The 24,701-nt window shown below is 66.7% G+C and carries 23 protein-coding genes; 8 read left to right on the forward strand and 15 right to left on the reverse strand.

Annotated features, from left to right (window positions below; translation table 11 throughout):
- Nucleotides 1–5: 5 nt before the first annotated feature.
- Nucleotides 6–1,742 carry an FAD-dependent oxidoreductase gene (locus ORI27_RS19475; RefSeq protein WP_265998654.1) on the reverse strand — a complete coding sequence of 579 codons (1,737 nt, stop codon included), beginning with the start codon at nucleotides 1,740–1,742 and terminating at the stop codon, nucleotides 6–8.
- 667 nt (nucleotides 1,743–2,409) lie between these two features.
- Between ORI27_RS19475 and ORI27_RS19480 the strand changes: the two genes are divergently transcribed.
- The 5 genes from ORI27_RS19480 to ORI27_RS19500 all read left to right on the forward strand — a co-directional run bounded on the left by ORI27_RS19480 (nucleotide 2,410) and on the right by ORI27_RS19500 (nucleotide 7,188).
- Nucleotides 2,410–3,516: a polyprenyl synthetase family protein gene (locus ORI27_RS19480; protein ID WP_265998652.1), complete on the forward strand. Its 1,107-nt coding sequence runs from the start codon at nucleotides 2,410–2,412 to the stop codon at nucleotides 3,514–3,516.
- Nucleotides 3,517–3,535: 19 nt separating this feature from the next.
- Nucleotides 3,536–5,053: a phytoene desaturase family protein gene (gene crtI / locus ORI27_RS19485; protein WP_265998650.1), complete on the forward strand. Its 1,518-nt coding sequence runs from the start codon at nucleotides 3,536–3,538 to the stop codon at nucleotides 5,051–5,053.
- Entirely contained in the window at nucleotides 5,053–5,997 is a 945-nt protein-coding gene (locus tag ORI27_RS19490; RefSeq protein ID WP_265998648.1) for a phytoene/squalene synthase family protein, read from the forward strand. The genes crtI and ORI27_RS19490 overlap by 1 nt, the downstream gene beginning before the upstream one ends.
- 124 nt (nucleotides 5,998–6,121) lie before the next feature.
- Entirely contained in the window at nucleotides 6,122–6,520 is a 399-nt protein-coding gene (locus ORI27_RS19495; RefSeq protein WP_265998647.1) for a DUF2784 domain-containing protein, read from the forward strand.
- Between the two features lie 80 nt (nucleotides 6,521–6,600).
- Nucleotides 6,601–7,188 carry a MarR family winged helix-turn-helix transcriptional regulator gene (locus tag ORI27_RS19500; protein ID WP_407666369.1) on the forward strand — a complete coding sequence of 196 codons (588 nt, stop codon included), beginning with the start codon at nucleotides 6,601–6,603 and terminating at the stop codon, nucleotides 7,186–7,188.
- Here ORI27_RS19500 and ORI27_RS19505 read toward each other — a convergent pair.
- Nucleotides 7,111–8,409, reverse strand: coding sequence for a glycosyltransferase (locus ORI27_RS19505; protein WP_265998646.1), 1,299 nt, complete (start codon nucleotides 8,407–8,409; stop codon nucleotides 7,111–7,113). The two genes, ORI27_RS19500 and ORI27_RS19505, sit on opposite strands and share 78 nt — an antisense overlap.
- Nucleotides 8,410–8,417: 8 nt before the next feature.
- Nucleotides 8,418–9,452 (reverse strand): type 2 isopentenyl-diphosphate Delta-isomerase, encoded by a 1,035-nt coding sequence (fni, locus tag ORI27_RS19510; protein ID WP_265998645.1) that lies wholly within the window; start codon nucleotides 9,450–9,452, stop codon nucleotides 8,418–8,420.
- 241 nt (nucleotides 9,453–9,693) lie between these two features.
- Between fni and ORI27_RS19515 the strand changes: the two genes are divergently transcribed.
- Nucleotides 9,694–11,955, forward strand: a complete 2,262-nt coding sequence (locus ORI27_RS19515) for an MMPL family transporter (RefSeq protein ID WP_265998644.1) — start codon at nucleotides 9,694–9,696, stop codon at nucleotides 11,953–11,955.
- On the opposite strand, the gene ORI27_RS19520 is transcribed toward ORI27_RS19515, so the two are convergent.
- Nucleotides 11,915–13,042 (reverse strand): GuaB3 family IMP dehydrogenase-related protein, encoded by a 1,128-nt coding sequence (locus tag ORI27_RS19520; RefSeq protein ID WP_265998704.1) that lies wholly within the window; start codon nucleotides 13,040–13,042, stop codon nucleotides 11,915–11,917. The two genes, ORI27_RS19515 and ORI27_RS19520, sit on opposite strands and share 41 nt — an antisense overlap.
- Nucleotides 13,043–13,093: 51 nt before the next feature.
- Complete coding sequence (guaB, locus tag ORI27_RS19525) at nucleotides 13,094–14,671, reverse strand: IMP dehydrogenase (RefSeq protein WP_323055632.1); 1,578 nt, start codon at nucleotides 14,669–14,671, stop codon at nucleotides 13,094–13,096.
- 109 nt (nucleotides 14,672–14,780) lie between these two features.
- On the opposite strand from guaB, the gene ORI27_RS19530 reads away from it, so the two are divergent.
- A complete protein-coding gene (locus ORI27_RS19530; RefSeq protein ID WP_265998643.1) occupies nucleotides 14,781–15,185 on the forward strand; it encodes a DUF5319 domain-containing protein in 405 nt (134 codons plus the stop codon).
- Between the two features lie 12 nt (nucleotides 15,186–15,197).
- Here the strand turns inward: ORI27_RS19530 and ORI27_RS19535 are convergent, their stop codons facing one another.
- From ORI27_RS19535 to ORI27_RS19545, 3 genes are all read right to left on the reverse strand, one after another.
- On the reverse strand, nucleotides 15,198–16,550 hold the full coding sequence (locus ORI27_RS19535) for an anti-sigma-D factor RsdA (protein WP_265998642.1): 1,353 nt from the start codon (nucleotides 16,548–16,550) through the stop codon (nucleotides 15,198–15,200).
- On the reverse strand, nucleotides 16,543–17,124 hold the full coding sequence (locus tag ORI27_RS19540; protein ID WP_265998641.1) for a sigma-70 family RNA polymerase sigma factor: 582 nt from the start codon (nucleotides 17,122–17,124) through the stop codon (nucleotides 16,543–16,545). Before ORI27_RS19540 ends, ORI27_RS19535 begins: the two co-directional genes overlap by 8 nt.
- An 87-nt stretch (nucleotides 17,125–17,211) precedes the next feature.
- Nucleotides 17,212–18,027 (reverse strand): hypothetical protein, encoded by an 816-nt coding sequence (locus ORI27_RS19545; RefSeq protein ID WP_265998640.1) that lies wholly within the window; start codon nucleotides 18,025–18,027, stop codon nucleotides 17,212–17,214.
- A gap of 376 nt (nucleotides 18,028–18,403) precedes the next feature.
- Between ORI27_RS19545 and ORI27_RS19550 the strand changes: the two genes are divergently transcribed.
- On the forward strand, nucleotides 18,404–18,694 hold the full coding sequence (locus tag ORI27_RS19550) for a WhiB family transcriptional regulator (protein WP_005140150.1): 291 nt from the start codon (nucleotides 18,404–18,406) through the stop codon (nucleotides 18,692–18,694).
- Between the two features lie 76 nt (nucleotides 18,695–18,770).
- Here the strand turns inward: ORI27_RS19550 and ORI27_RS19555 are convergent, their stop codons facing one another.
- From ORI27_RS19555 to ORI27_RS19585, 7 genes are all read right to left on the reverse strand, one after another.
- Nucleotides 18,771–19,103, reverse strand: coding sequence for a hypothetical protein (locus tag ORI27_RS19555; protein ID WP_265998639.1), 333 nt, complete (start codon nucleotides 19,101–19,103; stop codon nucleotides 18,771–18,773).
- Between the two features lie 18 nt (nucleotides 19,104–19,121).
- A complete protein-coding gene (locus ORI27_RS19560) occupies nucleotides 19,122–19,520 on the reverse strand; it encodes an SDR family oxidoreductase (protein WP_265998638.1) in 399 nt (132 codons plus the stop codon).
- 61 nt (nucleotides 19,521–19,581) lie between these two features.
- Nucleotides 19,582–21,219 carry a CocE/NonD family hydrolase gene (locus tag ORI27_RS19565; protein WP_265998637.1) on the reverse strand — a complete coding sequence of 546 codons (1,638 nt, stop codon included), beginning with the start codon at nucleotides 21,217–21,219 and terminating at the stop codon, nucleotides 19,582–19,584.
- A 1-nt stretch (nucleotide 21,220) separates the two neighbouring features.
- Nucleotides 21,221–22,159 carry a DUF4349 domain-containing protein gene (locus tag ORI27_RS19570; RefSeq protein ID WP_407666368.1) on the reverse strand — a complete coding sequence of 313 codons (939 nt, stop codon included), beginning with the start codon at nucleotides 22,157–22,159 and terminating at the stop codon, nucleotides 21,221–21,223.
- Nucleotides 22,160–22,164: 5 nt separating this feature from the next.
- Nucleotides 22,165–22,755, reverse strand: a complete 591-nt coding sequence (locus ORI27_RS19575) for a glycoside hydrolase (protein ID WP_323055633.1) — start codon at nucleotides 22,753–22,755, stop codon at nucleotides 22,165–22,167.
- Between the two features lie 110 nt (nucleotides 22,756–22,865).
- Nucleotides 22,866–23,636, reverse strand: a complete 771-nt coding sequence (locus ORI27_RS19580) for an SDR family NAD(P)-dependent oxidoreductase (RefSeq protein WP_265998635.1) — start codon at nucleotides 23,634–23,636, stop codon at nucleotides 22,866–22,868.
- Nucleotides 23,636–24,697 (reverse strand): hypothetical protein, encoded by a 1,062-nt coding sequence (locus ORI27_RS19585; RefSeq protein ID WP_265998634.1) that lies wholly within the window; start codon nucleotides 24,695–24,697, stop codon nucleotides 23,636–23,638. The genes ORI27_RS19580 and ORI27_RS19585 overlap by 1 nt, the downstream gene beginning before the upstream one ends.
- Nucleotides 24,698–24,701 lie beyond the last annotated feature (4 nt).

Below are 24,701 nucleotides of genomic sequence, written 5' to 3' on the forward strand. Positions count from 1 at the left end.
GCGCACTAGCCGTCGGTGTTGATCGGCTCGATCGGCAGGTGCCGCAGACCGCCCGGCGCGTCGACCGGCACGACCGGATTCTTCGGCTCGATCGGTGCCAGCCGCCGGTAAGGCTGCCCCTGGGCCGGACGCTGATCGTCCTCATCCTTGTTGGGCCACAACGATGTTGCCCGCTCAGCCTGGGCGGTGATGGACAGCGCCGGATTGACGCCGAGATTGGCCGAGATCGCCGCACCGTCCATCACGTGCAGCGTCGGGTAGCCGTAGACCCGCTGGTAGGGGTCGATGACACCGTGCTCGGGTGTGTCGCCGATCGCGGCGCCGCCGAGGAAGTGCGCGGTCAGCGGAATGTTGAACAGCTCTCCCCAGGTTCCGCCGGCGACACCGTCGATCTTCTCGGCGACCCGGCGGGTGACCGTGTTGCCGGCCGGAATCCAGGTCGGGTTCGGTTGGCCGTGGCCCTGCTTGCTGGTCATCCGGCGAATACCGAGCACACCGCGTTTGGTGTAGGTGGTGATCGAGTTGTCCAGGTGCTGCATCACCAAGGAGATCATGGTGCGCTCGCTCCATCGGCGCGGGCTGAGCATCCTCAGCATTCCCCGCGGATCCTCGGAAGCGTTGATGAGCAACTGCCTCCAGCGCGGCACATCGGTGCCCTCTGGGCCAGGGCCGTCGGTCATCAGGGTCTGCAGCAGCCCCATCGCGTTGGAGCCCTTGCCGTAGCGCACGGGTTCGACATGGGTGTCGGGACTGGGATGAATCGACGACGTGATGGCCACCCCGTGGGTGAGGTCGAGGTCGGGGCGCGCCTGCAGGCGTCCGGCACCCACGATCGATTCCGAATTGGTGCGGGTCAGCACGCCGAGCTTGTCGGACAGCGTGGGCAGCGCACCGGTGTCGCGCATCTTGAACAGCAGTTGCTGGGTGCCCCAGGTACCCGCTGCCAGGACCAGTTGACGCGCGGTGAACATCCGGCGGTCCTTGCGGGCCCAGCGGCCGGTGTGCGCGGTGTGGATTTCCCAGACCCCGTCGGCACGGTGCGCGAACCCGGTCACCGTGGTCATCGGAAATACTTGTGCGCCAGCACGTTCCGCGAGGGCAAGGTAGTTCTTGACCAGAGTGTTCTTGGCGCCATGGCGGCAGCCGGTCATACATTCACCGCACTCGATGCAGCCGGTCCGCGCTGGGCCGACACCACCGAAGTAGGGATCGGGCACCGTCTTGCCGGGAGTCTTCTCGCCATTCACCCCGAAGAAAACCCCGACCGGGGTGGGGGTGTAGGTATCGCCGACTCCCATCTCGTCGGCCACTTCTTTCATGACGCGGTCGGCGTCGGTGAACGTCGGGTTCTTGACAACACCGAGCATCCGCTGCGCCTGGTCATAGTGCGGCATCAGTTCCGCACGCCAGTCGGTGATGGTCTTCCATTGCGGATCGTTGAAGAACGGGTCCGGTGGCACATAGAGGGTGTTCGCGTAGTTCAGTGAGCCGCCGCCGACACCGGCGCCGGCCAGGATCATCACGTTGCGAAGCAGGTGGATCCGCTGGATGCCATAGCAACCCAGCCGCGGCGCCCACAGGAATTCGCGCAGCCGCCACGACGTCTTGGCGAACTCGTGGTCAGCGTATCGGCGACCGGCCTCCAGTACCCCGACTCGGTAGCCCTTTTCGGTCAGCCGCAGCGCGCTGACGCTGCCGCCGAAACCCGAACCGATGATCAGAACGTCAAAATCCGGCTCCATCGAACCAGTATGAACTTACCGACGGGTAACAAGCTAGAGCCGATCATCTAAACCTCGCCCAATCCCTGGTCCATCCGCCGAAACGGATCCCTACGCCGCGACCGCGAAGGCGACGATGCTGTGCTCGCTGGCACGAAACGACCTATCAAAGTCCCCACCGCAGGTGATGAGAGCCAACTGCGAAGTCGGCGCGTTGTCCCACCGGAGTCACCCCACCACCAGCACATGCGCTGGGCAGGACTCCCCCAGGCGTGACCTGGACACACCGATCGAGCATCTGCATCACCAGCGACGTCGGCTGCAACGGCGGCGTCCCCAACCCCGGCGGCAACGGCGGCTGCAACGGCGGCGTGGCCAACCCCGGCGCCCGACCTTGGTCATCGAGCGAAGCCCGGCCCAGACCGGACGAAGCGAGCCGAACGCGTGACTGCTCGGCGGTTGAGCACGCGAGCCGGCTGATCCACCATCGGGGCTGGCGCGACGGTGATTTATTCACTAAATTAACGATTAATTATGTGAATAAATCGGCTGGCGCTCAGGACACTGGTGCGCCGGCCGTCTCTCGACGAAGGGTTGCGAAGCGGTGCAGCAAGTCCATCGCCAGCCACCGCCGAGCCGCGATCACAACGGAGTCGTGGTGGGAACTGGGTGTGAATCTCCACAGATCATGTTGTCCGAGAGCGCATCCCCGAGCAATGCTCACCTGCCGCTGGTGGACCACTTCGATTCCTGGCGCACCGATTTGCGAGAACGCATCCGCACGCGGGTCACCGAATTCATGGCTGACCGCTGTGCAGACACGCTGGAGGAATGCGGCGTTGATACGGCCGGCGAGATGCTCTTGGAGTTCGTGAGCGGTGGCAAGTGCCTGCGATCGACGTTCATGTACCTGGGCTGGCTGTGCGCCGCGCCACCCGACAACTCTGCGCTGTCAGCATCGGCAAGCTTGGAGTTAGTCCACGCATTCGCTTTGTTGCAAGACGACGTGATGGACGATTCGCCGTCGCGGCGCGGACGTCCTGCGGCACACGTTCAGCTGGCCGACTGGCATGCCGCGCGCGGCCTGGCCGGATCGTCGCGCCGGTTCGGTGAATCGGCGGCGGTGCTGTTGGGCGATCTGTGCCTGATCTGGGCCGAGCGCCTGCTGCGGGAAAGTGGTCTGGGCGCCGACCAACTCGACCGCGCATGGCCCCGTTACGACGCCATGCGCACCGAACTCGCTGCCGGCCAGTTCATGGATCTGGCACTGGACATCCGGAAATCGCCGACACTGGAATCGGTTCTGCGCATGGCACGCATGAAGTCGGGCAACTACACCGTGCGACGGCCGTTGGAGATCGGCGCCGCGATGGCCGGCTGCGACACGGCGATGCTCACCCGGATCGGGCAGTACGGTCTTGCAGTTGGCGAGGCATTCCAGCTGCGCGACGACATCCTGGGGACCTTCGGCTCGCCCGCAGAGACTGGCAAGCCCACGAGTGGAGATCTCCTGGAACGCAAGGCAACCTCAGTCATGGTGGCAGCGCAACAGATGGCCGGGCCGTCGATACGTGACCAGTTCGACGAGCTGATCAACAGCGAGCACCTCGATGACGCCGACCTGGAGCGCTGGCGGCGCCTCATCCTCGCGACCGGAGCCGTGCAGCGCATCGAAGGGCTCATCGCGCAACGCGTCCAGAGCGCACAAGAAGCGCTCGACGGCAGTGGGATCGCCGAAACGACCCGGGCCGCGCTATTGGAGATGGCCAGCATCTGCACGTGCCGTGTCGCATGAGCGGCGAGGTGGTGGACTGATGCGCACGGTTGGAGGGCCGACCGATCGGGTGGTCGTTGTCGGCGCGGGCTTCGCCGGGCTCTCCGCGGCACTTCACCTTGCCGGCCACGGTCGAGACGTCACGGTCGTCGAGCGTGAGCCCTGGCCCGGCGGACGTGCCGGTCGGCGCGATATCGGCGGATACCTCCTCGACACCGGGCCGACGGTGATCACGATGCCGGAGATCATCGACGAGACGTTCGCCGCAGTCGGCGAAAGCAGTTCTCAACGAGTGGAACTGATCCCCGTGGACCCGGCTTACCACGCCATGTTCGCCGACGGCTCCAGCATCGACGTCCACTGCGACGCCGACCGGATGACGACGGCGGTGCGCGAGTTCGCCGGCCCGCGGGAGGCCGCCGGGTACACCGCGTTGCGGAACTGGCTGGAAACGTTGTACCGGACCGAGTTCGCGGGGTTCATCGCCGCGAATTTCGACTCCCCGCTGTCGATGCTGACCCCCCAGCTGATGCGGCTGGCGAGCCTCGGCGGCTTCCGCAAATGGGAGACAATGGTCAAGCGGCACATCGCCGACCCCCGATTGCGACGAATCTTCACCTTCCAGTCCCTCTACGCCGGAGTCGCTCCGCGAGAGGCGCTCGCGGTATATGCGGTGATCGCGTATATGGACACCGTTTCCGGGGTCTTCTTCCCCCGGGGTGGTGTTCGAGCACTCCCCGACGCACTCGCCGCCGCGGCGCAGAATGCGGGGGTTACGTTCCGTTATGAGGTGACGGTCACCGACCTCGAACGCTCCGCGGACCGGGTCACCGCGGTGATCACCGGCGCCGGCGAACGCATCCCCTGTGACGCGGTGGTGTTGACCACCGAACTGCCGCACACCTACCGACTGCTGGGCCGCCAACCGACGCGGCCGATACCACTGCGTGCAGCGCCGTCAGCGGTGGTCTTGCACCTGGGAAGCCGGGCGACCACAACGCGTCCGCCGCACCACACCATTTTGTTCGGCGACGCGTGGGAACAGACCTTCGCCGACATCATCCGTGATGGCCGACTGATGCGGGACCCGTCACTACTGGTGAGCTGCCCGACAGCCAGCGACAACAGGCTAGCTCCCCGGGACCGTGAACTGCTCTACGTGCTCGCGCCCGCGCCGAATCTGGCCCGCGGCCGCATCGACTGGGCCAGTGCCGCCGAGCCTTACGCGCAATCCATCCTCGACGCCGTCGCGCAACGGCTGCTCCCGAATCTGCGCGACGACGTCGAACTGCTGCACCTCGACACTCCCGCCGACTGGGACCGCCAAGGCATGGTGTCCGGGACACCATTCGCGCTCGCGCACACCTTCGCTCAAACCGGACCGTTTCGGCCGGCCAACCTGGTGCGCGGCATCGACAACGCCGTGCTGGCCGGTTCGTCGACCACCCCAGGTGTGGGCGTACCGACCACTCTGATCTCCGGGCGACTTGCCGCGGACCGCATCACCGGCGCCCCCGCCCGGCCATCGACCACAATCGACCTGAAGGCCCGGCCCTGATGATCAACACCGAATTGGCGGCCGCCGGTATCGACGACCCTGCGCTGCGTGCGGCATACCGTCGCTGCCGACGCATCGCGGCCAAGAACGGGCGAACGTATTTTCTGGCCACCCGCCTGTTGGCTCCGGATCAACGCCCAGCCGTGCACGCGCTGTATGCCTTCGCTCGCTACGCGGACGACATCCTCGATGAGTTCAACCCTGCCCTTGACGCCGCGGAAAGAGGTGTGCGCCTACAACGCCTGTCCGATCAATTCTTCAGCCGCAGAGGCCGTCTCGACGAGCCGGTTCTGACGGCGGTGGACCACACCGTGGCGCGCTACCGGATCTCCCGTGAGCTCTTCGAGGATTTCCTGACCTCCATGCGGATGGACCTCACCATCACCGACTATCCCGACCGTGCCGCACTCGACCGCTACATGCATGGCTCGGCGGAAGTGATCGGGCTGCAGATGCTTCCGGTTCTGGGAACCGTTGGCGATCCGCGCGAGGCGGAGCCGTACGCGGCCGCACTCGGCCAAGCCTTCCAGCTGACCAACTTTCTGCGAGACATCGATGAAGATCTCGTGCGCAACCGCGTATACCTACCCGCCGACGAACTCGCGGCATACGGCGTGGACCGAGAGCTGTTGCAGTGGTGCCACAATCACCGCCGCACCGACCCCCGCGTGCGAGACGCCTTGGCCGTGCAGCACGAAATAACCAGGGCAATATATCGGTTTGCCGCTGCGGGGATCACGGCTCTGGCCCCGCGCTCCCGCCCGTGTGTGACGACCGCAATGACGCTCTACTCGGAGATTCTGGATCGCATCGAAGAATCCGACTTCGCGGTCTTCGGCCATCGGGCCACCGTCGGGATGACGCGACGATTGCAGGTCGCGGGGCCTGCAATGGTGCGATCATGGCGGGCACGCAGGACCGCCGGTGTGGGTCACGCTCGCTAACACTGCGGCGAGCCCCTGACACGAACGGCATTGTGACCACATGCCTCGACCCCACGGCATGGCAGCCGGATCGACTCGCCGATACCCGCTGCACGAGCGACGAGCGAGATAGCCTGGTGCTGTCATGAAGAAAGTCCATTTCGCCACGGTCATCGCCGCTGTCGTCGCACATTTCGGCTACCTGATCTACCTGCCCAGCGGTGGATTCATGGCGCTGCGCTGGCGCTGGACATTCTGGTTGCATCTACCGGCCGTGTGTTGGGGTATCGGCGTGGTGGCCACGGATCTCCCCTGCCCCTTGACGATGCTCGAACAGCGGGCACGGAAACTGGCCGGGATGGACCGCCTGCCAGAGACCGGATTCGTCGGTCACTACGTCGCCGGCGTTCTGGTCCCGGCCGACCGGACGAGGGTCGCCCAATCGCTGGCGTTCCTGGCAGCTGCCGTGTCATGGGTGATGCTGGCCGTTCAACGCAGTCGCTCAGGGCACGGCCCAGCTGCCGGCAGGCGAACGGATCGGTGACATTCGCGCCGCGTGCGCCTGTTGCGGACATTCTGTCCGCGACACCGTACCCTTGAAACCCTGATGAAGGATGCGGGTAGGTGAGCGGCAAGCGCCGCGCAGTTGAACCACAACCCGGCCGAGCAGAGTTGGAACGGCAGTTGTCCGCCGACGTCCGAGCAATGACCGCCCGGTCCGACCGCGTCGGCCGGTACTTCGCTCGTGCGAATGACGTCAGCAACAGCGACTTTCACGCGCTGCTGCACATCATGGTGGCCGAGACCGCGGGGACGCCCCTGACCCCGGCACAGCTTCGGCAGCGGATGAACCTCTCACCGCCGGCAATCACCTACCTCGTCGACCGGATGATCGAGTCGGGCCACATTCGACGTGAACCCGACCCCGCGGACCGGCGCAAGTGGCTACTGCGCTACGAGGAGCGCGGAATGGCCTTGGCCCATGACTTCTTCAGACCCCTCGGCTCCCGGTTCAGCGCGGCGCTCGCCGATCTCGACGACAGCGATCTGATGGCCGCTCACCGGGTTTTCACAGCAATGATCGCCGCGATGACGGTATTCGAGGACGAACTCCCTGAAGACGGCGCCCACGCATCACCCGGTGTCGGGCGAAGCACCGGGGCGGCGCGACGAGCGCGGGGAGCAACCCGAACCGCCGCTCGCACCGAGTGAGAGCACTCGCTGTTCGATCAGATCCGCGCCCCGCTGCACACCCCCGGTCGCCGCGAAGCCGTTGGCCACGCGTCGCGCACCATCGACCATCGTCGTCGCGCGCAGCACAGCGCCGCGCAGTCGGCTCGGGGTAAGCCTATTCGGAGGCAGACGCGTGCCGCAGCAGGCCACTTGCACCCTGCGCGCGACTTCGGCTTGATCGCGGGCGAACGGTACGACGCAGACCGGCACGCCTCGGTCGAGCGCCTTGACCGTCGTTCCCATCCCGCCGTGCGTGACCACACAGACCGCACGCTCCAGCACCACGTCATGTGGCACAAAACGGCATACCGTCGAATTTGGCGTGCGCGGCAGGCCTGCGGGTATCCCTGCCGGGAAGGAAGCGACCACGTGGACCGGCTGATCGGCCAGCGCCCGCAGCGCAACATGTCCAAGCTTTGCGTCGCCCTGGGCGATCGAGGAAGTGCCGACCAGAACGATCGGCCGGTCGACGGCGGCGAGCCACTGTGGGACGGGCTTGGGATCCTGCCGGAAGACGCAGGCGCCGATGAAGTGCACCTTCTCTCGCCAATCGGGGTGCGGATACTCGAAGGGCTCGCCGCCCACCGCCAACAGCAGTGGGGCTCTGCGCATCAGTGCGTCCACGGAGTCGACCGGGGGCGCAGCCAGGGCCGCTCTCAGCGCGTTGAGTCGCGGAAGTATCGGGCGATCGAAGAGATACCTGACGATCGGGCGCATTGCCGTGTCACGAATGCGGCCGACAATGCCGGGACGCGGTCGCAGGCCCGGCCCGAAAGGTGGCGCATACCGCGAGCTCAGGTAGGGCGTGAACGGTGAAAACACCGCCCAGGGAACACCTCCCACCTCAGCCGCTGAGATCGCACCCCAGCAGTTCGCATCAACGATGACCACGTCGGGGCGCACTTGCTCGACCGCGCCACGATAGTCCTCGACCTCGATGACCGCCCGGCGGCACAGAACATCCGTCGACCTTTTGAGTACTCCCACGGCGTTGCGCGCCAACCAATCTTGCCCGTCAATGGCCTCGATGCGGGTATCCACCGCCTCGGCGTGTAGACCCGCCGCGCGCATCGTGTCGATCTGATCGGCCATTGTGCGCAGATGAACCTGATGACCCCGCCGCGCCAGTTCGACCAAGAGTGCCGCCAGTGGGTAAACATGTCCCAGAGCCGGCGAGCCGTAGGCCAAGATCACACCCATCGCAGCGACTATTCGACGGGAACCAGGCCAAGGCCGCGCAACGCGGCCAGATTTGTTGCGCCACAACCATGCAGACAAATGCGAAGCTCATCGATGAAACGCTGCAGCCACTCCACCACAGCTGCAGCGGAATCGATTGCGGCAGGCAGGAGCGGACGGGCAACCGCCACCACGTCGGCACCCATCGCGAGGGCTTTGGCCGCATCGGAGCCGGTCCGAATTCCGCCGGAGGCCACCAGCGGAATTCGCGGCAGCGCCGCACGCACCTCCACGAGTGCTTGGGCGGTGGGAATCCCCCAGTCGGCCAGATCCGGATGGCGCAGTTCGCCGTAGCGGACCAATTGCTCGACCCGCGACCAGGACGTACCACCCGCCCCCGCCACGTCGATCGCCGCAACCGGCGGCTCGCCCGTCGGCCGCAGCAATTCGGACACCGCGCTCGCGCCGATCCCGTGACCCACTTCTTTGAGCAGGACCGGATAGCCGAGGAGCGGAACCACCTCATGCAGTCGCTCGAGCGAGCCGGCACAGTCGGTGTCGCCGTTTCTCTGCATCGCTTCCTGCAGTGGATTCGTGTGCACCGCAAGGACGTCCGCACCGACCCTGGCAAGCGCGGAAACGATCTCTGGCACCGCCTCTCTGGTCAGCTGCGCGAGCCCGATGTTGCCGACCAACAGCACGTCGGGCGCGACATCACGCACGGCGAAGCTCGCTGCAGCTCTCTCACCCAGTGCATTGCTGAACATCACTCGTTGTGAGCCGAGCATCATCCCGACGCCGAGTCGCTGCGCAGCGGTGGCCAGATTCCGATTGATGGCCGCCGAGAGTTCGGCTCCGCCTGTCATGGCGCCCACCAGCACCGGCGCACGCAATCGGGCGCCGAGAAACTCGGTAGTCAGATCGATATCGTCCAAGCGGGTCTGGGTGAGCGCGTTGTAGGGGAGCCGGTAACGTTCCAGACCCGTAGTCACGCCCTGGTGATCGACGTCGCCATTCAGGCACACCTCGATATGCCGCCGTTTGCGGTGTTCGAGCAACGCCATGTCACTGACCACCTTCTCATCGCGCGCAACAGCCCTTGCTGGGTGCCAGCGTACCCCTGCAACACCTTTTCATTCAGGCATTGAATAGTTAAGCAAGTGAATATACCTTGGGTAACAGATTGGCCGACAGGCGGATTGGCACTAGAAGGACCCGGGATTGTCGATGTTGTTGCGATGGGACTCAGTTGAGCACTCCCGGCCGCCGGCCCCAGGGCTGAATTCCGGGCCGCGAGGACGATAGATGCTGGCGGCCGTAGCCAGGCTCTCAGTCGCCGCTCCGCGGCGAATTGTCGCAGCGGCGCTACTCCTGCTGATCGGCACCGCAGTCTTCGCAATCCCGGCCGCCTCACGGCTGTCTGCCGGCGGTTTTCTCGATCCCGGTTCCGATTCGGCCCGGGCCTCGGCGATGCTCGCCGATACTTTCGACCAGGGCGACATGGAACTGGTCGTCATTGTGCATTCGCAGCGCGGAGCCGCGACAGGCGACGCGCGCGCGGTGGGTACCGCGATCACGGGTGAGCTCACGGCTTCGCCATTCGTGTCGCGCGTCATGTCCCCGTGGGACAGCCACCCCGTGCCGGGGACTCTGACCGGAGACGGTAAGTCGGCAATGATCGTCGCCGCGATCAAAGGGGACGAGAACACCGCTCCACAGCGAGCCCGAACCCTGGCCGATCGGCTGCCACGGAGCACCGGCGATGTCGAGGTACAGGCAGGTGGGTCTGCACTCGTCTACGCGGAAATAAGCCGTCAGACGAAATCAGACCTGATCCGCATGGAAGCCATTGCGATCCCGTTGAGCTTCGCCGCATTGGTGTGGGTCTTCGGCGGACTTCTGGCTGCCGCCCTGCCGGTGGCCGTCGGCGGATTCGCCATCCTGGGCTCGCTTGCGGCCCTGAGGGCGATATCGCTGGTCACCGACGTATCGATCTTCGCGCTCAACGTCGCGGTGGCATTGGGATTCGCATTGGCCGTCGACTACACCCTGCTGATCGTCAGCCGGTACCGCGATGAACTGGTCGACGGCGGCTCGCGCGGGCAAGCACTGGTACGCACGATGACCACCGCTGGCCGGACCGTTCTGTTCTCGGCGGTGACGGTGGCACTTGCGCTGGTCGGGATGGCACTGTTCCCGATGTATTTTCTCAAGTCCTTCGCGTACGCCGGGGTGGCGGTGGTGGGGTTCGCCGCGTTCGCCGCGGTAGCGGTGACCCCGGCCGCGATCGTGCTCGCCGGCGACCGACTCGACGCGCTGAACGTTCGGCGGCTATTGCGATCCCTCCTGGGCCGTGCCGAATCGCCCACGCCGGCAGCCGAGCGCACGGCATGGTATCGGATGGCGAAACTAGTTATGCGTCATGCAGTTCCAGTTGGCGTGCTACTGACCGTGGCATTACTGATGCTCGGCTGGCCCTTTCTTCGGGTCAACTGGGGGAACCCCGACGACAGGGTGTTACCCCCCTCCTCATCGGTGCGGGCCGTCAACGACCAAATCCGCACCGATTTCGCGATGAATTCCACTACCGCCGTCAAGATCGTGCTACCCGATACCGCGGGATTGACGGAGAGCGACCTCGAGACCTACGCGAACCAGCTGTCCCAGGTGCCCGACGTGACCGCCGTGTCGGCGCCGACGGGCACGTTCGTCGACGGTCAGCGCTCAGGGCCCCCGTCGGCCCCAGCCGGTATGTCCGCCGATAGCGCATTTCTCACCGTTGAAAGCGCCGCGCCGCTGTACACACCGGCGTCCGAAACCCAACTCGACCGTTTGCATGCGGTGACCCCCCCGGGAACGGAGCCCGCATTGTTGACCGGGGCGGCGCAGACGAACCGCGACAGCGTGCAGGGCATCACCTCGCGCCTGCCGCTGGTGCTCGGTTTCATCGCCGTCGTGACGCTGATATTGCTCTTCCTGCTCACCGGCAGCGTCGTGTTGCCGATCAAAGCGGTGTTGCTCAACATTCTGTCGCTCACGGCGGCGTTCGGCGCACTCGTGTGGATATTCCAGGAAGGGCATCTGTGGGCCGCCGGCACGACACCGACAGGCACCCTGGCAGTCAACATCCCCGTGCTCATGTTCTGCATCGCGTTCGGATTGTCGATGGACTACGAGGTGTTCCTGCTCTCCCGAATTCGGGAGTATTGGCTCGCTTCTCCCCGAACCAGCCGGGACAACGACGAGAGCATCGCGCTCGGTATCGAGCGCACCGGGCGGGTGGTCACCGCTGCCGCGCTGCTGATGACGATCTCTTTTGCCGCGCTGATATTTGCCGGCGTGTCATTCATGCGCATGTTCGCAGTCGGACTGACGATCGCTGTCCTTGCCGACGCGACCGTGGTCCGGATGCTGCTGGTGCCCGCATTCATGCATGTCCTCGGGAGGCTGAACTGGTGGGCGCCCGCGCCGTTGGCGCGATTCCACCGGTGGGCGTTCCCGTCCAACGTCGGGGCTCAGAGTCCCGTCACCGACCGACGGTCAGGCCAACCTTCTGGAACTCCTTGAGGTCGCAATAACCGGCTTTGGCCATCGAACGGCGAAGGCCGCCGACCAGATTCAGCGAGCCGAACGGGTCATCGGAAGGTCCGTTGAGCACGCGATCCAGCGACGGGCGCTCACCGGCCGCGATCTGGAGCAGCGCGCCCCGCGGCAGGGAGGGGTGTGCTGCGGCCACCGGCCAGAACCAGCCGTCGCCGAGGGCCTCGGCGGACTCGGCAAGCGGGGTGCCCAGCACTACCGCGTCGGCGCCGCAGGCGATGGCCTTGGCCAGGTCTCCGGAGGTGTGGATGTCGCCGTCGGCCAGCACATGCACGTAACGCCCACCGGTCTCGTCCAGGTATTCCCGGCGGGCGGCCGCGGCATCGGCGATCGCCGTCGCCATCGGCACGCTGATGCCGAGCACCTCGTCGCTGGTGGTCACCCCCAACGTGGAGCCGTAGCCGACGATGACCCCGGCCGCTCCGGTGCGCATCAGGTGCAACGCGGTCCGGTGATCCAACACCCCACCGGCCACCACCGGCACGTCCAACTCGGAGATGAACGTCTTCAGGTTCAGCGGTTCGCCGTCGGACGCCACCCGCTCGGCGGAGATGATCGTGCCCTGGATGACCAGCAGGTCGATCCCCGCCGAGATCAGTGCGGGGGTCAGCGCCTGCGCGTTCTGCGGGCTCACCCGAACCGCCGTGGTGACCCCGGCGTCGCGGATGCGGGCCACCGCCGCGGCCAGCAGTTCGGGGTCCAGGGGTGCGGCGTGCAGCTGTTGTAACAGCCGGATCGCCGCCGCGGGTTCGGGCTCCTTCTCGGCGGCCTCGATCACCTGCGCGATCTTGGCCTCGACATCGGCGTGCCGGCCGATCAGACCTTCGCCGTTGAGCACTCCGAGCCCGCCGAGGCGGCCCATTTCGATGGCGAACTCCGGTGACACCAGGGCGTCGGTCGGATGAGCGACGACCGGGATCTCGAACCGGTAGGCGTCCAGCTGCCAGGCGGTGGAGACGTCCTGGGACGACCGGGTCCGGCGGGACGGAACGATGTTGATCTCGTCGAGTTCGTAAGTGCGGCGGGCAGTTCTGCCCATGCCGATTTCAACCATGTCACGCACGACGGTGCTGTCTCCTCTTCGCGCAAGCGCTCATCGGCACCCCTAGCGGGCGTAGTAGTTGGGGGCTTCGACCGTCATGGCGATGTCGTGCGGGTGACTCTCCTTGAGCCCCGCCGCCGTGATCCGCACGAACTGGGCGTGCTGCAACGCCTCGACGGTGGAGGCGCCGGTGTAGCCCATGGCGGCGCGCAGACCGCCGGTCAGTTGGTGGATCACGGTGGCCAGCGGGCCGCGGAAGGGCACCCGCCCCTCGATGCCCTCGGGCACCAGCTTGTCCTCGGACAACACATCGTCCTGAAAGTAACGGTCCTTGGAGTAAGACTTGGCTGCGCCGCGGCCCTGCATGGCGCCCAGCGAACCCATCCCGCGGTAGCTCTTGAACTGCTTGCCATTGACGAAGATCAATTCACCGGGCGCCTCGGCGGTGCCGGCCAGCAGCGAGCCGAGCATCGCGGTCGACGCGCCGGCCGCCAGTGCCTTGGCGATGTCACCCGAATACTGCAGCCCACCGTCAGCGATCACCGGCACACCGGCCGGCGCGCACACCGCGGTGGCCTCCAGAATCGCGGTGATCTGCGGGGCGCCGACACCGGCCACCACCCGCGTCGTGCAGATCGAGCCAGGACCCACCCCCACCTTGACCGCGTCGGCCCCGGCGTCTACCAGTGCGGCGGCGGCACTGCGGGTTGCGACGTTGCCGCCGATGACCTCGACGCGGTCACCCACGTCGGCCTTGACCTTGCCGACCATCTCCAGCACCAGGCGGTTGTGGGCGTGAGCCGTGTCGACCACGAGTACATCGACACCGGCGTCGGCCAGCGCCATGGCGCGATCCCACGCGTCGTCGCCGACGCCCACCGCCGCCCCGACCAGGAGCCGTCCGTCGCTGTCCTTGGTAGCCAGCGGATGCTGCTCGGTCTTGACGAAGTCCTTGACGGTGATCAGACCGGTCAACCGGCCGCGCCCGTCGACGATCGGCAGCTTCTCGATCTTGTTGCGCCGCAACAGGCCCAGCGCGGCGTCGGCGGTGACACCCTCCTGCGCGGTGATCAGCGGAGACTTGGTCATCACCTCCGAGACCGGCTTGCTCATGTCGACCTCGAAGCGCATGTCCCGGTTGGTGATGATGCCAACGAGCGAGCCCAGTGCATCCACCACCGGCAGACCCGAGATGCGGAACCGGGCACACATCGCGTCGACCTCGGCCAGTGTGTTGTCCGGCGAGCAGGTGACCGGGTCGGTGACCATGCCGGCCTCGGACCGCTTGACCATTTCCACCTGTCCGGCCTGCTCGGCGATCGACAGGTTGCGGTGCAACACACCCATGCCGCCCTGGCGGGCCATCGCGATGGCCATCCGGGCTTCGGTCACGGTGTCCATCGCCGAGCTGACCAGCGGGACCTTGAGGCGGATCTTCTTGGTCAGTTGGCTGGAGGTGTCGGCCGCGGCGGGCACGACGTCGGAAGCTGCGGGCAGCAGCAGAACGTCGTCGAAGGTCAGGCCCAGCATCGCGATCTTGTTGGGATCGTCACCGCCGGTCGGAACCGAATCCCCCAGCAGGGCATTCAGATGCGCGGTCAGGCCGTCGATGCGGCCGGCGCTGCCTTCGGCAATGGTCATCGGTGGGGCCCCCATCAGCTGGCGGAACTGGCGGAATGTGAACCCCATCCTATCGGCTCGCGATCGCGTTCCCTGGCGCGATACCCGCTGCGCTGCGTAGTGTGGAGCCGTGCGCGACCACCTCCCACCAGGCCTGCCACCCGATCCGTTTGCCGACGACCCTTCCGACCCGTCGGCCGTGCTGGACGCGCTGGAGCCAGGTCAGCCGCTGGATCCCCAGGAGCGCGCCGCGGTCGAGGCTGATCTGGCCGACCTAGCGGTCTATGAGGCGTTGCTGGCACACCGGGGCGTCCGCGGCCTGGTGGTCTGCTGCGACGAATGCCAGCAGGACCACTATCACGACTGGGATATGTTGCGCGCCAACCTTCTTCAGCTGTTGGTCGACGGCACCGTCCGTCCCCATGAGCCCGCCTACGACCCAGAACCGGACGCCTACGTTACGTGGGACTACTGCCGCGGATACGCCGACGCCTCGCTGAACGAGGCGACCTCGGACTACGACGGCTTTCGCTGAGCGTGTAGTCGCTCAGCCCCCGCCGCCGCTTCCACTGCTGCCACTTCCGCCGCCGAAACTCGGCAGCTTCGGCAACTGCGGCATCGGCATGACCATGGTGGTGGTGATCACAGTCTTGGGTTGCGTCTTGGGCGCCTGAACTGCCGTCGACGGTACCGACGCGATCGTCTGGGGCTGGGTCGCGCTCGGTATCGAGGCGGCCGTGGGAGCCGAGGACTGTTGCACCGGCGCTGACTGCACCGGTGCCGACGTGGTCGCCGCCGCAGCCGGTGACTCGGCAGCCGACGGCCCCGACGTCGTCGCGACCGCGGGCGACTGCGCGGCCGCTGATGAACTCGCGGACGTGGGCCCGTCCCCGCTGGCCATGGTCGTGGTGGTGGTCGGAGCGACCGTCGTGGTCGTGGTGGTCGGAGCGACCGTCGTGGTCGTGGTGGTCGGAGCGACCGCGGACGTAGTGGTCGTCGGCGCGGCGGACGTGGTGGTCGTCGGCGCGGCGGACGTGGTGGTCGTCGGCTCCGCCGACTCGGTGGTCGTCGGCTCGGTCTGCTCCACCGGTGAGGTCGGGGTATCCGTCGGGGTATCCGAGGTGGTCGGGCCGAACGTGCCGGTGCCATCCGGTGTGGTGGAGATCGTGATCGGCGGCAGGCCCGGAATGCTGGTCGGCACCACCTCGGGCCCATCGGCCGGGGTGATCACGGCCGGGACGATCTCGGTGGCCGACGGCGGCACCGTGTAGGTGATACCGGGGGGCACGGTGGCCTCAGGATCCTTCTGGACGACCTTTGCCGACAGCTGGTTCCACTGGTCGAGCACCGCCTGCTTTTGCGGTGTGTCACCGACGCTGTTCACCTGCGAGCTGACCTCGACCAGCTTGTCCTGCGCCTGCTGCCAGTCGCCCTGAGCGACCAGCTGCTGAACCTGTTTGAGCTGCTCCTCTGCGGAGGCCAGGGTGACCCGGTCTTCACGGACCTGCTTGGGCTCGCCGAAGAGCATCGTGTGCAGCCCATAGAGAGCATCTCCGGGTCCGGCGCCGTATACGACCGCACCGAAGCCGCCGAACACCAGCACACCGGCCGCCGCGGCGCCGACGATGCTCAGACCGCGTCGGCTGCGCCCACTGCGCTGCTTCTCGGCCAGGCCTGCCCGCAATGCGTTGACGGCGTCACGCTCGGTGATCAGCCCGGTCGCCGGCGGCCAGCGCATCTCATCACGCCAGTCTCCGAGCATCGCGGCCAGCACGGCGTCGGCCTGGTCCTGCGGGGCCGCCCGATGGCCCGCAGCCAGGGCGTCGATGAAGCGGTCACTGTTGATGACGGCGTCCAGCGACGGATCGTCGCCGCCCGAGTTGCGCCGGAAGTCAGGCATAGCCGTGACCTCCTGCCGCGGTGATCTCGGACTTGAGCTTGGCCAACGCCCGGTGCTGCGCGACTCGCACCGCCCCGGGCGTGCTGCCGACCGCCTCTGCGGTCTCCTCGGCCGACAACCCGACGACGATCCGCAGCATCAGGATCTCGCGCTGCTTCTCGGGCAGAACCTCGAGCAACTTGCTCATCCGGGCAGCGGAATCGGATTGCAGCGCCATCTGCTCGGGACCCGCGTCCAGCGAGTACCGCTCCGGCACCACATCGGTGGGGTCGGAACGGTTGCGGCCGGCGGCGCGATGCGCGTCGGCGACCTTGTGAGCTGCGATGCCGTACACGAAGGCCAGGAAGGGGCGACCCTGATCCTGGTAGCGCGGCAGCGCCTGGATGGCGGCCAAGCAAACCTCCTGTGCGACGTCGTCGGCAGAGAGGCCAACCCGCTCCGTGGACCCCAGCCGAGCCCGCACGTAACGGACGACAATGGGGCGGATGGTCTCCACCACTTCCCGGAGGGCATCCCGGCTGCCTGCCACGGCTTCAGCAACGGCGGCGTCGAGACGATCTCCTGGAATTGTCATCGACGGCGATATCTCCAACGTTACGAACGGGGTGCTACCCGGCAGCCATTCAGCTAGACAATATCGGCCCAACATGCCGATCGGGCGCTAGCGGTGACTCCATCGCCCGCCGCGCCGTGTGATAACGCCAGCACATTCATCCCGGATCGCCGAGACATCCTGTGGCGTAAGCGTTGCGCTATTGATATCCGCCAGCAGACACGCCAGCGCCCAGCGCAGCGGAACCAGACCGTAGGTCTGCGTGTCGCCCAACGCGGCGTCGGCGATGTCGCGGGCGCTGTCCACCGATCCGGCGCAGCACAGCGCCGCGGCAAGCACCACATCGCTTTTGACCCGATGCCGCCGCAAAGCCGGCAACGCGGATTCGGCGACCTCGACCCCGTGCCGCGCGTGAGTCACCGCGTCCTCGCCGCGGCCCGCGGCCATCGCCAGCTCGGCACTGACCCACGCCATCCGGATGGTCAGTCGCGGTGGTGGCGCCTCGGCGCGGCACATCATTTCCCCGGCCCGCTCGAGCAGTCGGGCCGAGGCGGCAAGCCGCCCCACCCCGAGAGCGTCGGCGGCCAGCCCGACGGCGGCGTCGACACCGGCCTGCAGCCCCATCGGGTCGTCGACGGCGGCCTGCGCAAGCGCGAGTGCTCGTCCATCCCAGCCCGCGGCGACACGATGACCACCGAGCTGGCGCAACAGCGATGCCGCTGTGCTGTAGGACAGTGAGGTCAGCGAGTCGGCGGGTTGGTGACGGCGCAGTGCCGCGAGGTCGGCGCGGGCGCTACTGTAGTGGCCTTGGCCGGCGGCGGAGACGGCTCGCAGCCACAATTGCGTGGGCGTGTTCGCCGTGGGCAGTGGCCAGCAGCCCGGGTTGTCGCCGAAGGCGGCGGCGGCCAGTGTGGTGGAGTTCATCTGACCGGGACGCTATCAATCGATCTCGACACTCGCGTCAGTTAACAGTTCGTGGTCGCAGTGTTACAGCCATGTTTACTACCTATTGAGCGCTAGGAAATCGCGTGTTGACGGCGGTGATGCCGTCCTGCGCAAATCACGGAATCATCACGATCGAGACCGGCCGGATAGCACTTCAGCCGGCGACGATGGGTCGCAATGATGAACGTGATGTAAATTCTCGAGCTGCGATTATGTGATTGCGCACATGGCTCGGCTATTGACGAGGTTTGCAAGCCACCCTAATTTTGGGGGCACGAGTAGTCATAGGCGACAGTGCTCGGATCGGTTCCACAACTCACGCACGTGAAAGATGTGCGGAGATAGGGGTTTTCCAATGCCACAGCCGCAGCAGCTACCCGGCCCGAACGCCGACATCTGGGATTGGCAGATGCAAGGCCTTTGCCGAGGCGTCGATTCATCGATGTTCTTCCACCCCGACGGAGAGCGTGGCCGCGCCCGCGCCCAGCGCGAGATGCGCGCCAAGGAAATGTGCCGGAGTTGCCCGGTGATCGCTCAGTGCCGTTCGCATGCTTTGGCCGTCGGAGAGCCTTACGGCATCTGGGGTGGATTGAGCGAATCGGAGCGCGAATTGTTGCTCAAACGCGGTATTCGCCGCACCGCCTGACTTTCAGCAAACTTCAAAGGAGGCTCACCCCACTTCGGGATGAGCCTCTTTTGGTGGTCGGACGGTGCGCTGCACTTCACCGGGCACCGGCTGCCAGCCATTGTTCGAACGTCGTCGGGGCGAGACGGGCACCGTCGCCAGGCAGCAGGATATTGCCCGCCAACTCCACCCCCAGCGGACCTGCCCACGTCGGCACCAGCTTCACCGAGTGGCCGAGAACCTCATGGGTGCGTCGGGCCATGTCGACCAGGTCCTGGGTTTCGGGTCCAGCGACATCGACATAGCGACGCGCGGGCGCACCCGCCGCGACCTCAGCCAGCACGTGCGCGATGTCGTCCGGCGCGATCGGTTGCACCAGCAGCGGAGCGATGACCGCGACACCGTCGTGTTCGGTCCAGCTGGCCGCCATCGCCACGAAGTCGTGGAACTACGTAGCCGGGACGATCGTCCATGGCACCGGGCCAGCCTCGACCAGCCGCCCCTGTTCCCGTTTGCCCTCGTAGTGGGGGGTGCCGCCGTCGGTTCGGTGAATACCGACGATCGACAGCAGGACGTGATGACGCACGCCGGCGCGTTGCTCGGCCTGCAGAAGGTTTGTCGTCGTTGTTGCGAAATACTCACGCGTCTCGTCGGGGCCCACGGGTGGGGCGCTGATGGCGTCGACCACCGCGTCAACCCCGTCAAGGGCCGCTTCCAGACCGTCGCCGGTGATCAGGTCGACGCCCAGCGAACGGCTGATGCGCACGACGTCGTGCCCGTCGCATTCGAGCCCCGTGGCAGTGCGGGCACCGATGTTTCCGGTCGCACCGGCCACTGCGATTCGCATGGGAACCCTCCAGTGATCGTTGTGGTTGTCTGGTGCACCTAACGTCGGCATGGCGTTGTTCTCATCCGGGAATTACCGGGACGGTCAGCGTCGAGGAGTCCGGACCCCAGTGCACAAGGGCGCGGCCTCGGCTACTCGGCGGGTAGCGCGCGGGCAGATGGCCGAACAAGGGGTTGAACGGTTCGAGATAGCGGCCGGCGATGATCAGCCGGAGTTCGTCGCCCGTGCGAAACAGCGTCGACGAGGCACTGAGTGCGATGTCGGCGTCCACGATCTCACCGGGCCGCACCGGGTGCAGCGCGTCCAGCGAGTGCCGAAGTGCCAGTCGCAGCCGACCGTCGGCGATCCGGTCGCGACCGTAGCCGTAGGAGCCCTCGAACGGCACGTACTGTCTGCCGCTCCATTTCTCCACGCCGACGAACAGATTTGCGTCGTCGGCGCCGCTCAGCGAGATGCGCAGCCGCAGCTCCATCGGGCCGGTCAGCTCGGTGTCGCGGTCGAAGCGGTGAGAGAACGCCACGGCCTGCCGGCGCAGCCGGAACGCCGCGGTGCCCGCGACCGGCGGCTGGGACGCACCGAGTGTGCCGTCGTCGCCCAGGTGCAGTGTCGTCCAGTGGGTGCGCGCCAGCGGCCATTCTCGTTCGTCGCGCACGGCGGCCACGGTATCGCGGCGTTCACGCACCTCCAGACGAATGCGCGGCGGCGCCGGTGCTGCGAGTTCACGCAAATGGCGGTCGAAGAACGCGGCCTGCGCACGCTGCGCCTCGTCGCTGTAGAAGACGGCCCATTTGCCGCCCCGGTGGGTGTAGGCACTGCGTTCGGCCGAACCCGCCCGCTCGACGAGTCGCCACGAGCCCTGACTGTGCAGATTGTGGTCGGAGAAGCTCGCGCAGGCCAGGATCGGCACCTCGATACCCGAGAGGTCGGGGGTGATGGATCGCCACCACGCGTCGCGCAGCGGGTGCAACCGCCGTTGCGCCCCCAGATCCACCGACAGGCGGGCAGCGCGGCGGGTCATGGCCTGCCAGACCACCGAGAAGCCGCGCTCGGGGATGCCACCCGGTGTCATGAAGTCGCGGTAGGCGTCGGTGAACCCTTCCCATGGGCAGATCGCCGCGAGGTGGGGCGGCCGTAGTGCCGCCGCCTTGTACTGCGAGATCGCCAGATAGGACACCCCGAGCATCCCCACCCGGCCATTCGACCAGGGCTGCGTTCCGGCCCACTCGATCATGTCGTAGACATCGCGGGCCTCGTCGCCGGACAGCAGCGACCCCACGCCGTCGGAGGTGCCGGCGCCGCGCGCATCGGCGTTGATCACGACGTAGCCGCGCGCGACCCACGCCACGGGATCCGGTGCCTCCCAGCCGGTCTCGCTCGAAATCTGGTACGGCTCTGACTGATTCATGATCCGGAATTGGAAGCTCAACCGCCATCCCCGGCGGGTGCGGCGGGGCAGCTTGTCCTTGCCGTAGGGATGGATGGACAGGATCACCGGAAAAGGACCGTCGCCCGGTGGGCGGTAGACGTTGGCCCGCAACGTGACGCCGTCGCGCATGGGCACCGCCACATCGTGGTCCTTGATCAGGCCGGCCGGCGCCGGGACGACCGTCACCGGCGGATTCAGGAATGCCCGAATCCGGCACCGGGCATAGGCCGCCGCGCCGGGCCGACGTCGGGGCCGGTCGTATCGCGTCGTCATCTCAGCTGGACGGGGTTTCGTCCTCGACCGCACGGTCCGGCGTCGGGTGCGAAGGCATCGGCTGCGGAGGCATCGGCTGCGGAGGCGTCGGCTTGGGCAGCCGCGCCGTCGTCAGCCGTACCACTCCATACACGATGCCACCGCCAATGGCGAGCACAGCCAACCAGGGAAGCAGCAAGCCGAACAACAGCACCAGATTGCCGACCACGGAAACCAGGGCGTCCCAACCGCGTTCAATCTGGCCGAAGAAACCCCGATACTCGCTGGACGTCGGACCGCCGATGGCCTCGGCGACGAAGGTGACGTTGACGGTGCTGTAGTCGATGCGGTCACCAAGGGCATCTCGTTGCGCCCGCAGGCTGTCCAATTCCGCCTGGCGTTCCGAGAGCGCGCCCTCGGCCTTGATCAGTGCGTCGGGATCCTTGGCGTCACGCATGATGCCCAGCAGCCGGTCCACCGAGGTCTGCAGCGCCTTGATCCGGGCGTCGAGGTCGACGCGCTGCGCGGTGACGTCGTCGGACGTGATCTCGACGTGCTCAACGGTGCCCAACGCCTTCAATTCGCCCAGCACATGATCGAGCTTCGCGGCAGGAACCCGCAGAACCACCGACGAGCGGGCCCGGCCCGTGCCTGATCCGGCGTCTTCCGATCGGCCGTCCACCCGGCCGTCGGCATTCGCGACCAGCACAGCCGCCTTGTCGGCGGCCTCGGTAGGGTTGGCCACCAAGATGGACATCGATGCCGTCTTGACCACATCGCGCTTGACCAGCGGCGGCGGGCCCGGCGCGTCCTGGGGCACCGGGGAGCCGGCGGCCTCACCCGCGGTGACCGGCGCGGCCGGTGGCCGCTCGGGGGATCCCCCGCAGCTCGTCAACATGGCGGCACCCAAGACAAGCAGCACTGCCAGACGAGCAGCCAAGGTCCGCGGCATGTGGCTCATCGGGATTACGCCGCCTCCGAACGCATCGACCCGAGGAAATAGGTTTCGCGCCCGATCGGGTATCCGCCGCCATCGGTGGCGATGTGCACATGGTCGAAGTGGTTGGCCGTTTCGTTGCCGTAGTCCGCGGTCCAGCTCGGCGCACCGATGCCCGGATAGAAACCCTGCCGCCAGATCACATGCAGCACACCCCACCGCTCGGCGTTCGCCAGGGCGAACCCGGCGATCTGGTTGCCCAGCTCGATCCCCTCCGGCGAGTGATAGTTCGGGATCATCACGTCGATCGCAAGTCCGTTCGGATGCCATGGCAACGGGTCTTGCCGGTATCCGCCGATCGTCTTGATCTCGAGAAACATCACGCTGATGGCACGGGCCACCCAGATGGTGTGAACCTGCAAGCCCGCTTCCGGCGCGATCCCGCGAGGCAGGGCGAGCTGGAAGTCCGCTGCCGAGACCGGTCCGCTGGCGGCCAGCAATTCGGCTTCCGTGGGTTGACCGACGCGAGCGGCCGCGGGTACCGACGACGTCCGCGCTGCCTGCGAAACAGTGGGCGCCGCAGCACAACACCGAGTTTCGGTGCTCTGGGCGTAGAACATGGCCGAAGCGACGGCCACCGAAGCCGCCACCGCCAGCCAGCGACCGCGTGCGCCGGCAAACACTTTGACCACGTGCAGCACTCTACTGCGGTCACCGGCCCCGCCGGTGGCTATTGACGCATGTGGGATGCCCCGCCGATATACCAGGTCTGTCCGTTGATCCACTCCGCCTCATCGGACAGCAGGAAAGCTGCCACCGCGGCCAAGTCGGCGGGCCTCCCCAGCCGGGTCACCTTCGCCGCCATCAGGAACATCTGTTGCATCTGCTGGTCGTTCTGCCGTTCCTGGGTCTCCCCCATGACCAGCCCGGGCATGAGCGCATTGCACCGAATTCCCTTCGCCCCGTAATTGTTGGCGACGTGGCGGGTGATCTGATTGACCCCCGCCTTGGCGGCGTTGTACGCGACGTGCATGGGATCGGTGCCCAGCGAACCGCCCGATGAAGTGTTCACTATCGCTCCGCAGCCCTCCTCGAGCAGGTGGGGCAGCACCGCGCGGATGGTTCGGACGTAGCCCAGCAGATTGACGTCGAGGGTGCGCCCCCACACGTCGAACGGGGTGTCCAGGATCGTGGTGTCCCGGCCCAGATTGTCCTCGGACAGGTCGGCGCCGACATTGTCCAGGCCGTGGACCGCGCCGAACTCGGCGATGGCGGTGTTGACGAGGTGGCGGACCGAGTCGTCGTCGGCGAGGTCGAATTCCACCGCAACGGCGGCACCACCGGATTCGGTGATCTGCTCGACGGTGACTCTGGCCCCGGCGACGTTGATGTCGCCGACGGCCACCGAGGCGCCCTCGTCGGCAAGGCGTTTGGCGGTTCCAGCGCCGATTCCGGTGGCTCCCCCGGCGACGATGAAAGTCTTGCCCCGCAGGCCTTGCATTAGATTTCGATCTTCTCGATCGGGTTCGAGCGCTCGAGCATGCCGTACGTTTCCTCGCCGTCCCAGCGGTAGCGCACCCCCGCCTGTTGCAGCGCAGGAAAGTTCGGGTTCTCCTTCTTCATCTCCCGCACCGAGAAGGTGTTGTCGTTGTGGTGGATGTCGTGCGTGGAGAACACGGTCTCTCCCTCGATGCGCACAGTGCCGTCGGCGGTCTCGAGCACCACTGACACGTCTTCGCCGAGATCCTGCAGTTTGGTCAGCCACGGCGCCTGCACGGCGCGGGCCGGGATCAGGTGCCCATCGCCGGTGAACAGATAGCCTTCGTTGAAGGTCGGCTGCCCGTCGGGCCGCGGCGGGTAGGCGATGTAGCCGAACGCCTTGCCGCTGGGAAACAGCGCCGATTGCCAAGAGTGACCCCAGAATTCGGCGAGCTTACGAACTCCCTGCCGCCGGATTCGCAGCCCGCTGCCGGTGAAGTCGTGTGTCTGCCCGGCGACGGTCACCGCCCCGCGGGCCCGGAAGAGCTGCTCGTAGCGGGGGCCACCCATCAGGCCGCCTTCCACGGATCTCTTGATCTGCTCGGCAGCGTCGCGCTGCAATGCGCCCTGAATCCACGGCGGCACCGCCATTGTCGCCTCGACATTGAAGCTCACCTCGACCAGCGGTCCGCCGGTTCGACCGGCGGCCAGATCGGCCGACGAGGTTTGCACCGCCTTGCCGTCGTAGGTCATCGTCCAGGTGGCGAACGGTTCCACGCAGCGGAACGCCAACCCGCCCGCACCTAGCACGGCGGGCTTGCCATCGGGGCCCGTCGGGGACAGCGAAGGTCCGGTGTCACGCAGCCGGTACACCCGCCCGTCGGGGAAGGCGATGTTGATCTGCAGTTCGTGGTTGTCCCAGTTCGCGGCTACCGCCTCGATTCCGATGCGGGGCAGCCCGATTCGCCCCTGGTCGTCGACGGTCCAGAAACTGACCGAGTCGCGCATCTCGGGGTTGTCCGGGCGCTCGGCGAAGACGTACTCCCGTGACGGGTCGATCCCACCGGTCAGGTCGATCGGCATGACA

This window comes from Mycobacterium pinniadriaticum (genome assembly GCF_026242045.1).
Classification (GTDB): Bacteria; Actinomycetota; Actinomycetes; order Mycobacteriales; family Mycobacteriaceae; genus Mycobacterium; species Mycobacterium pinniadriaticum.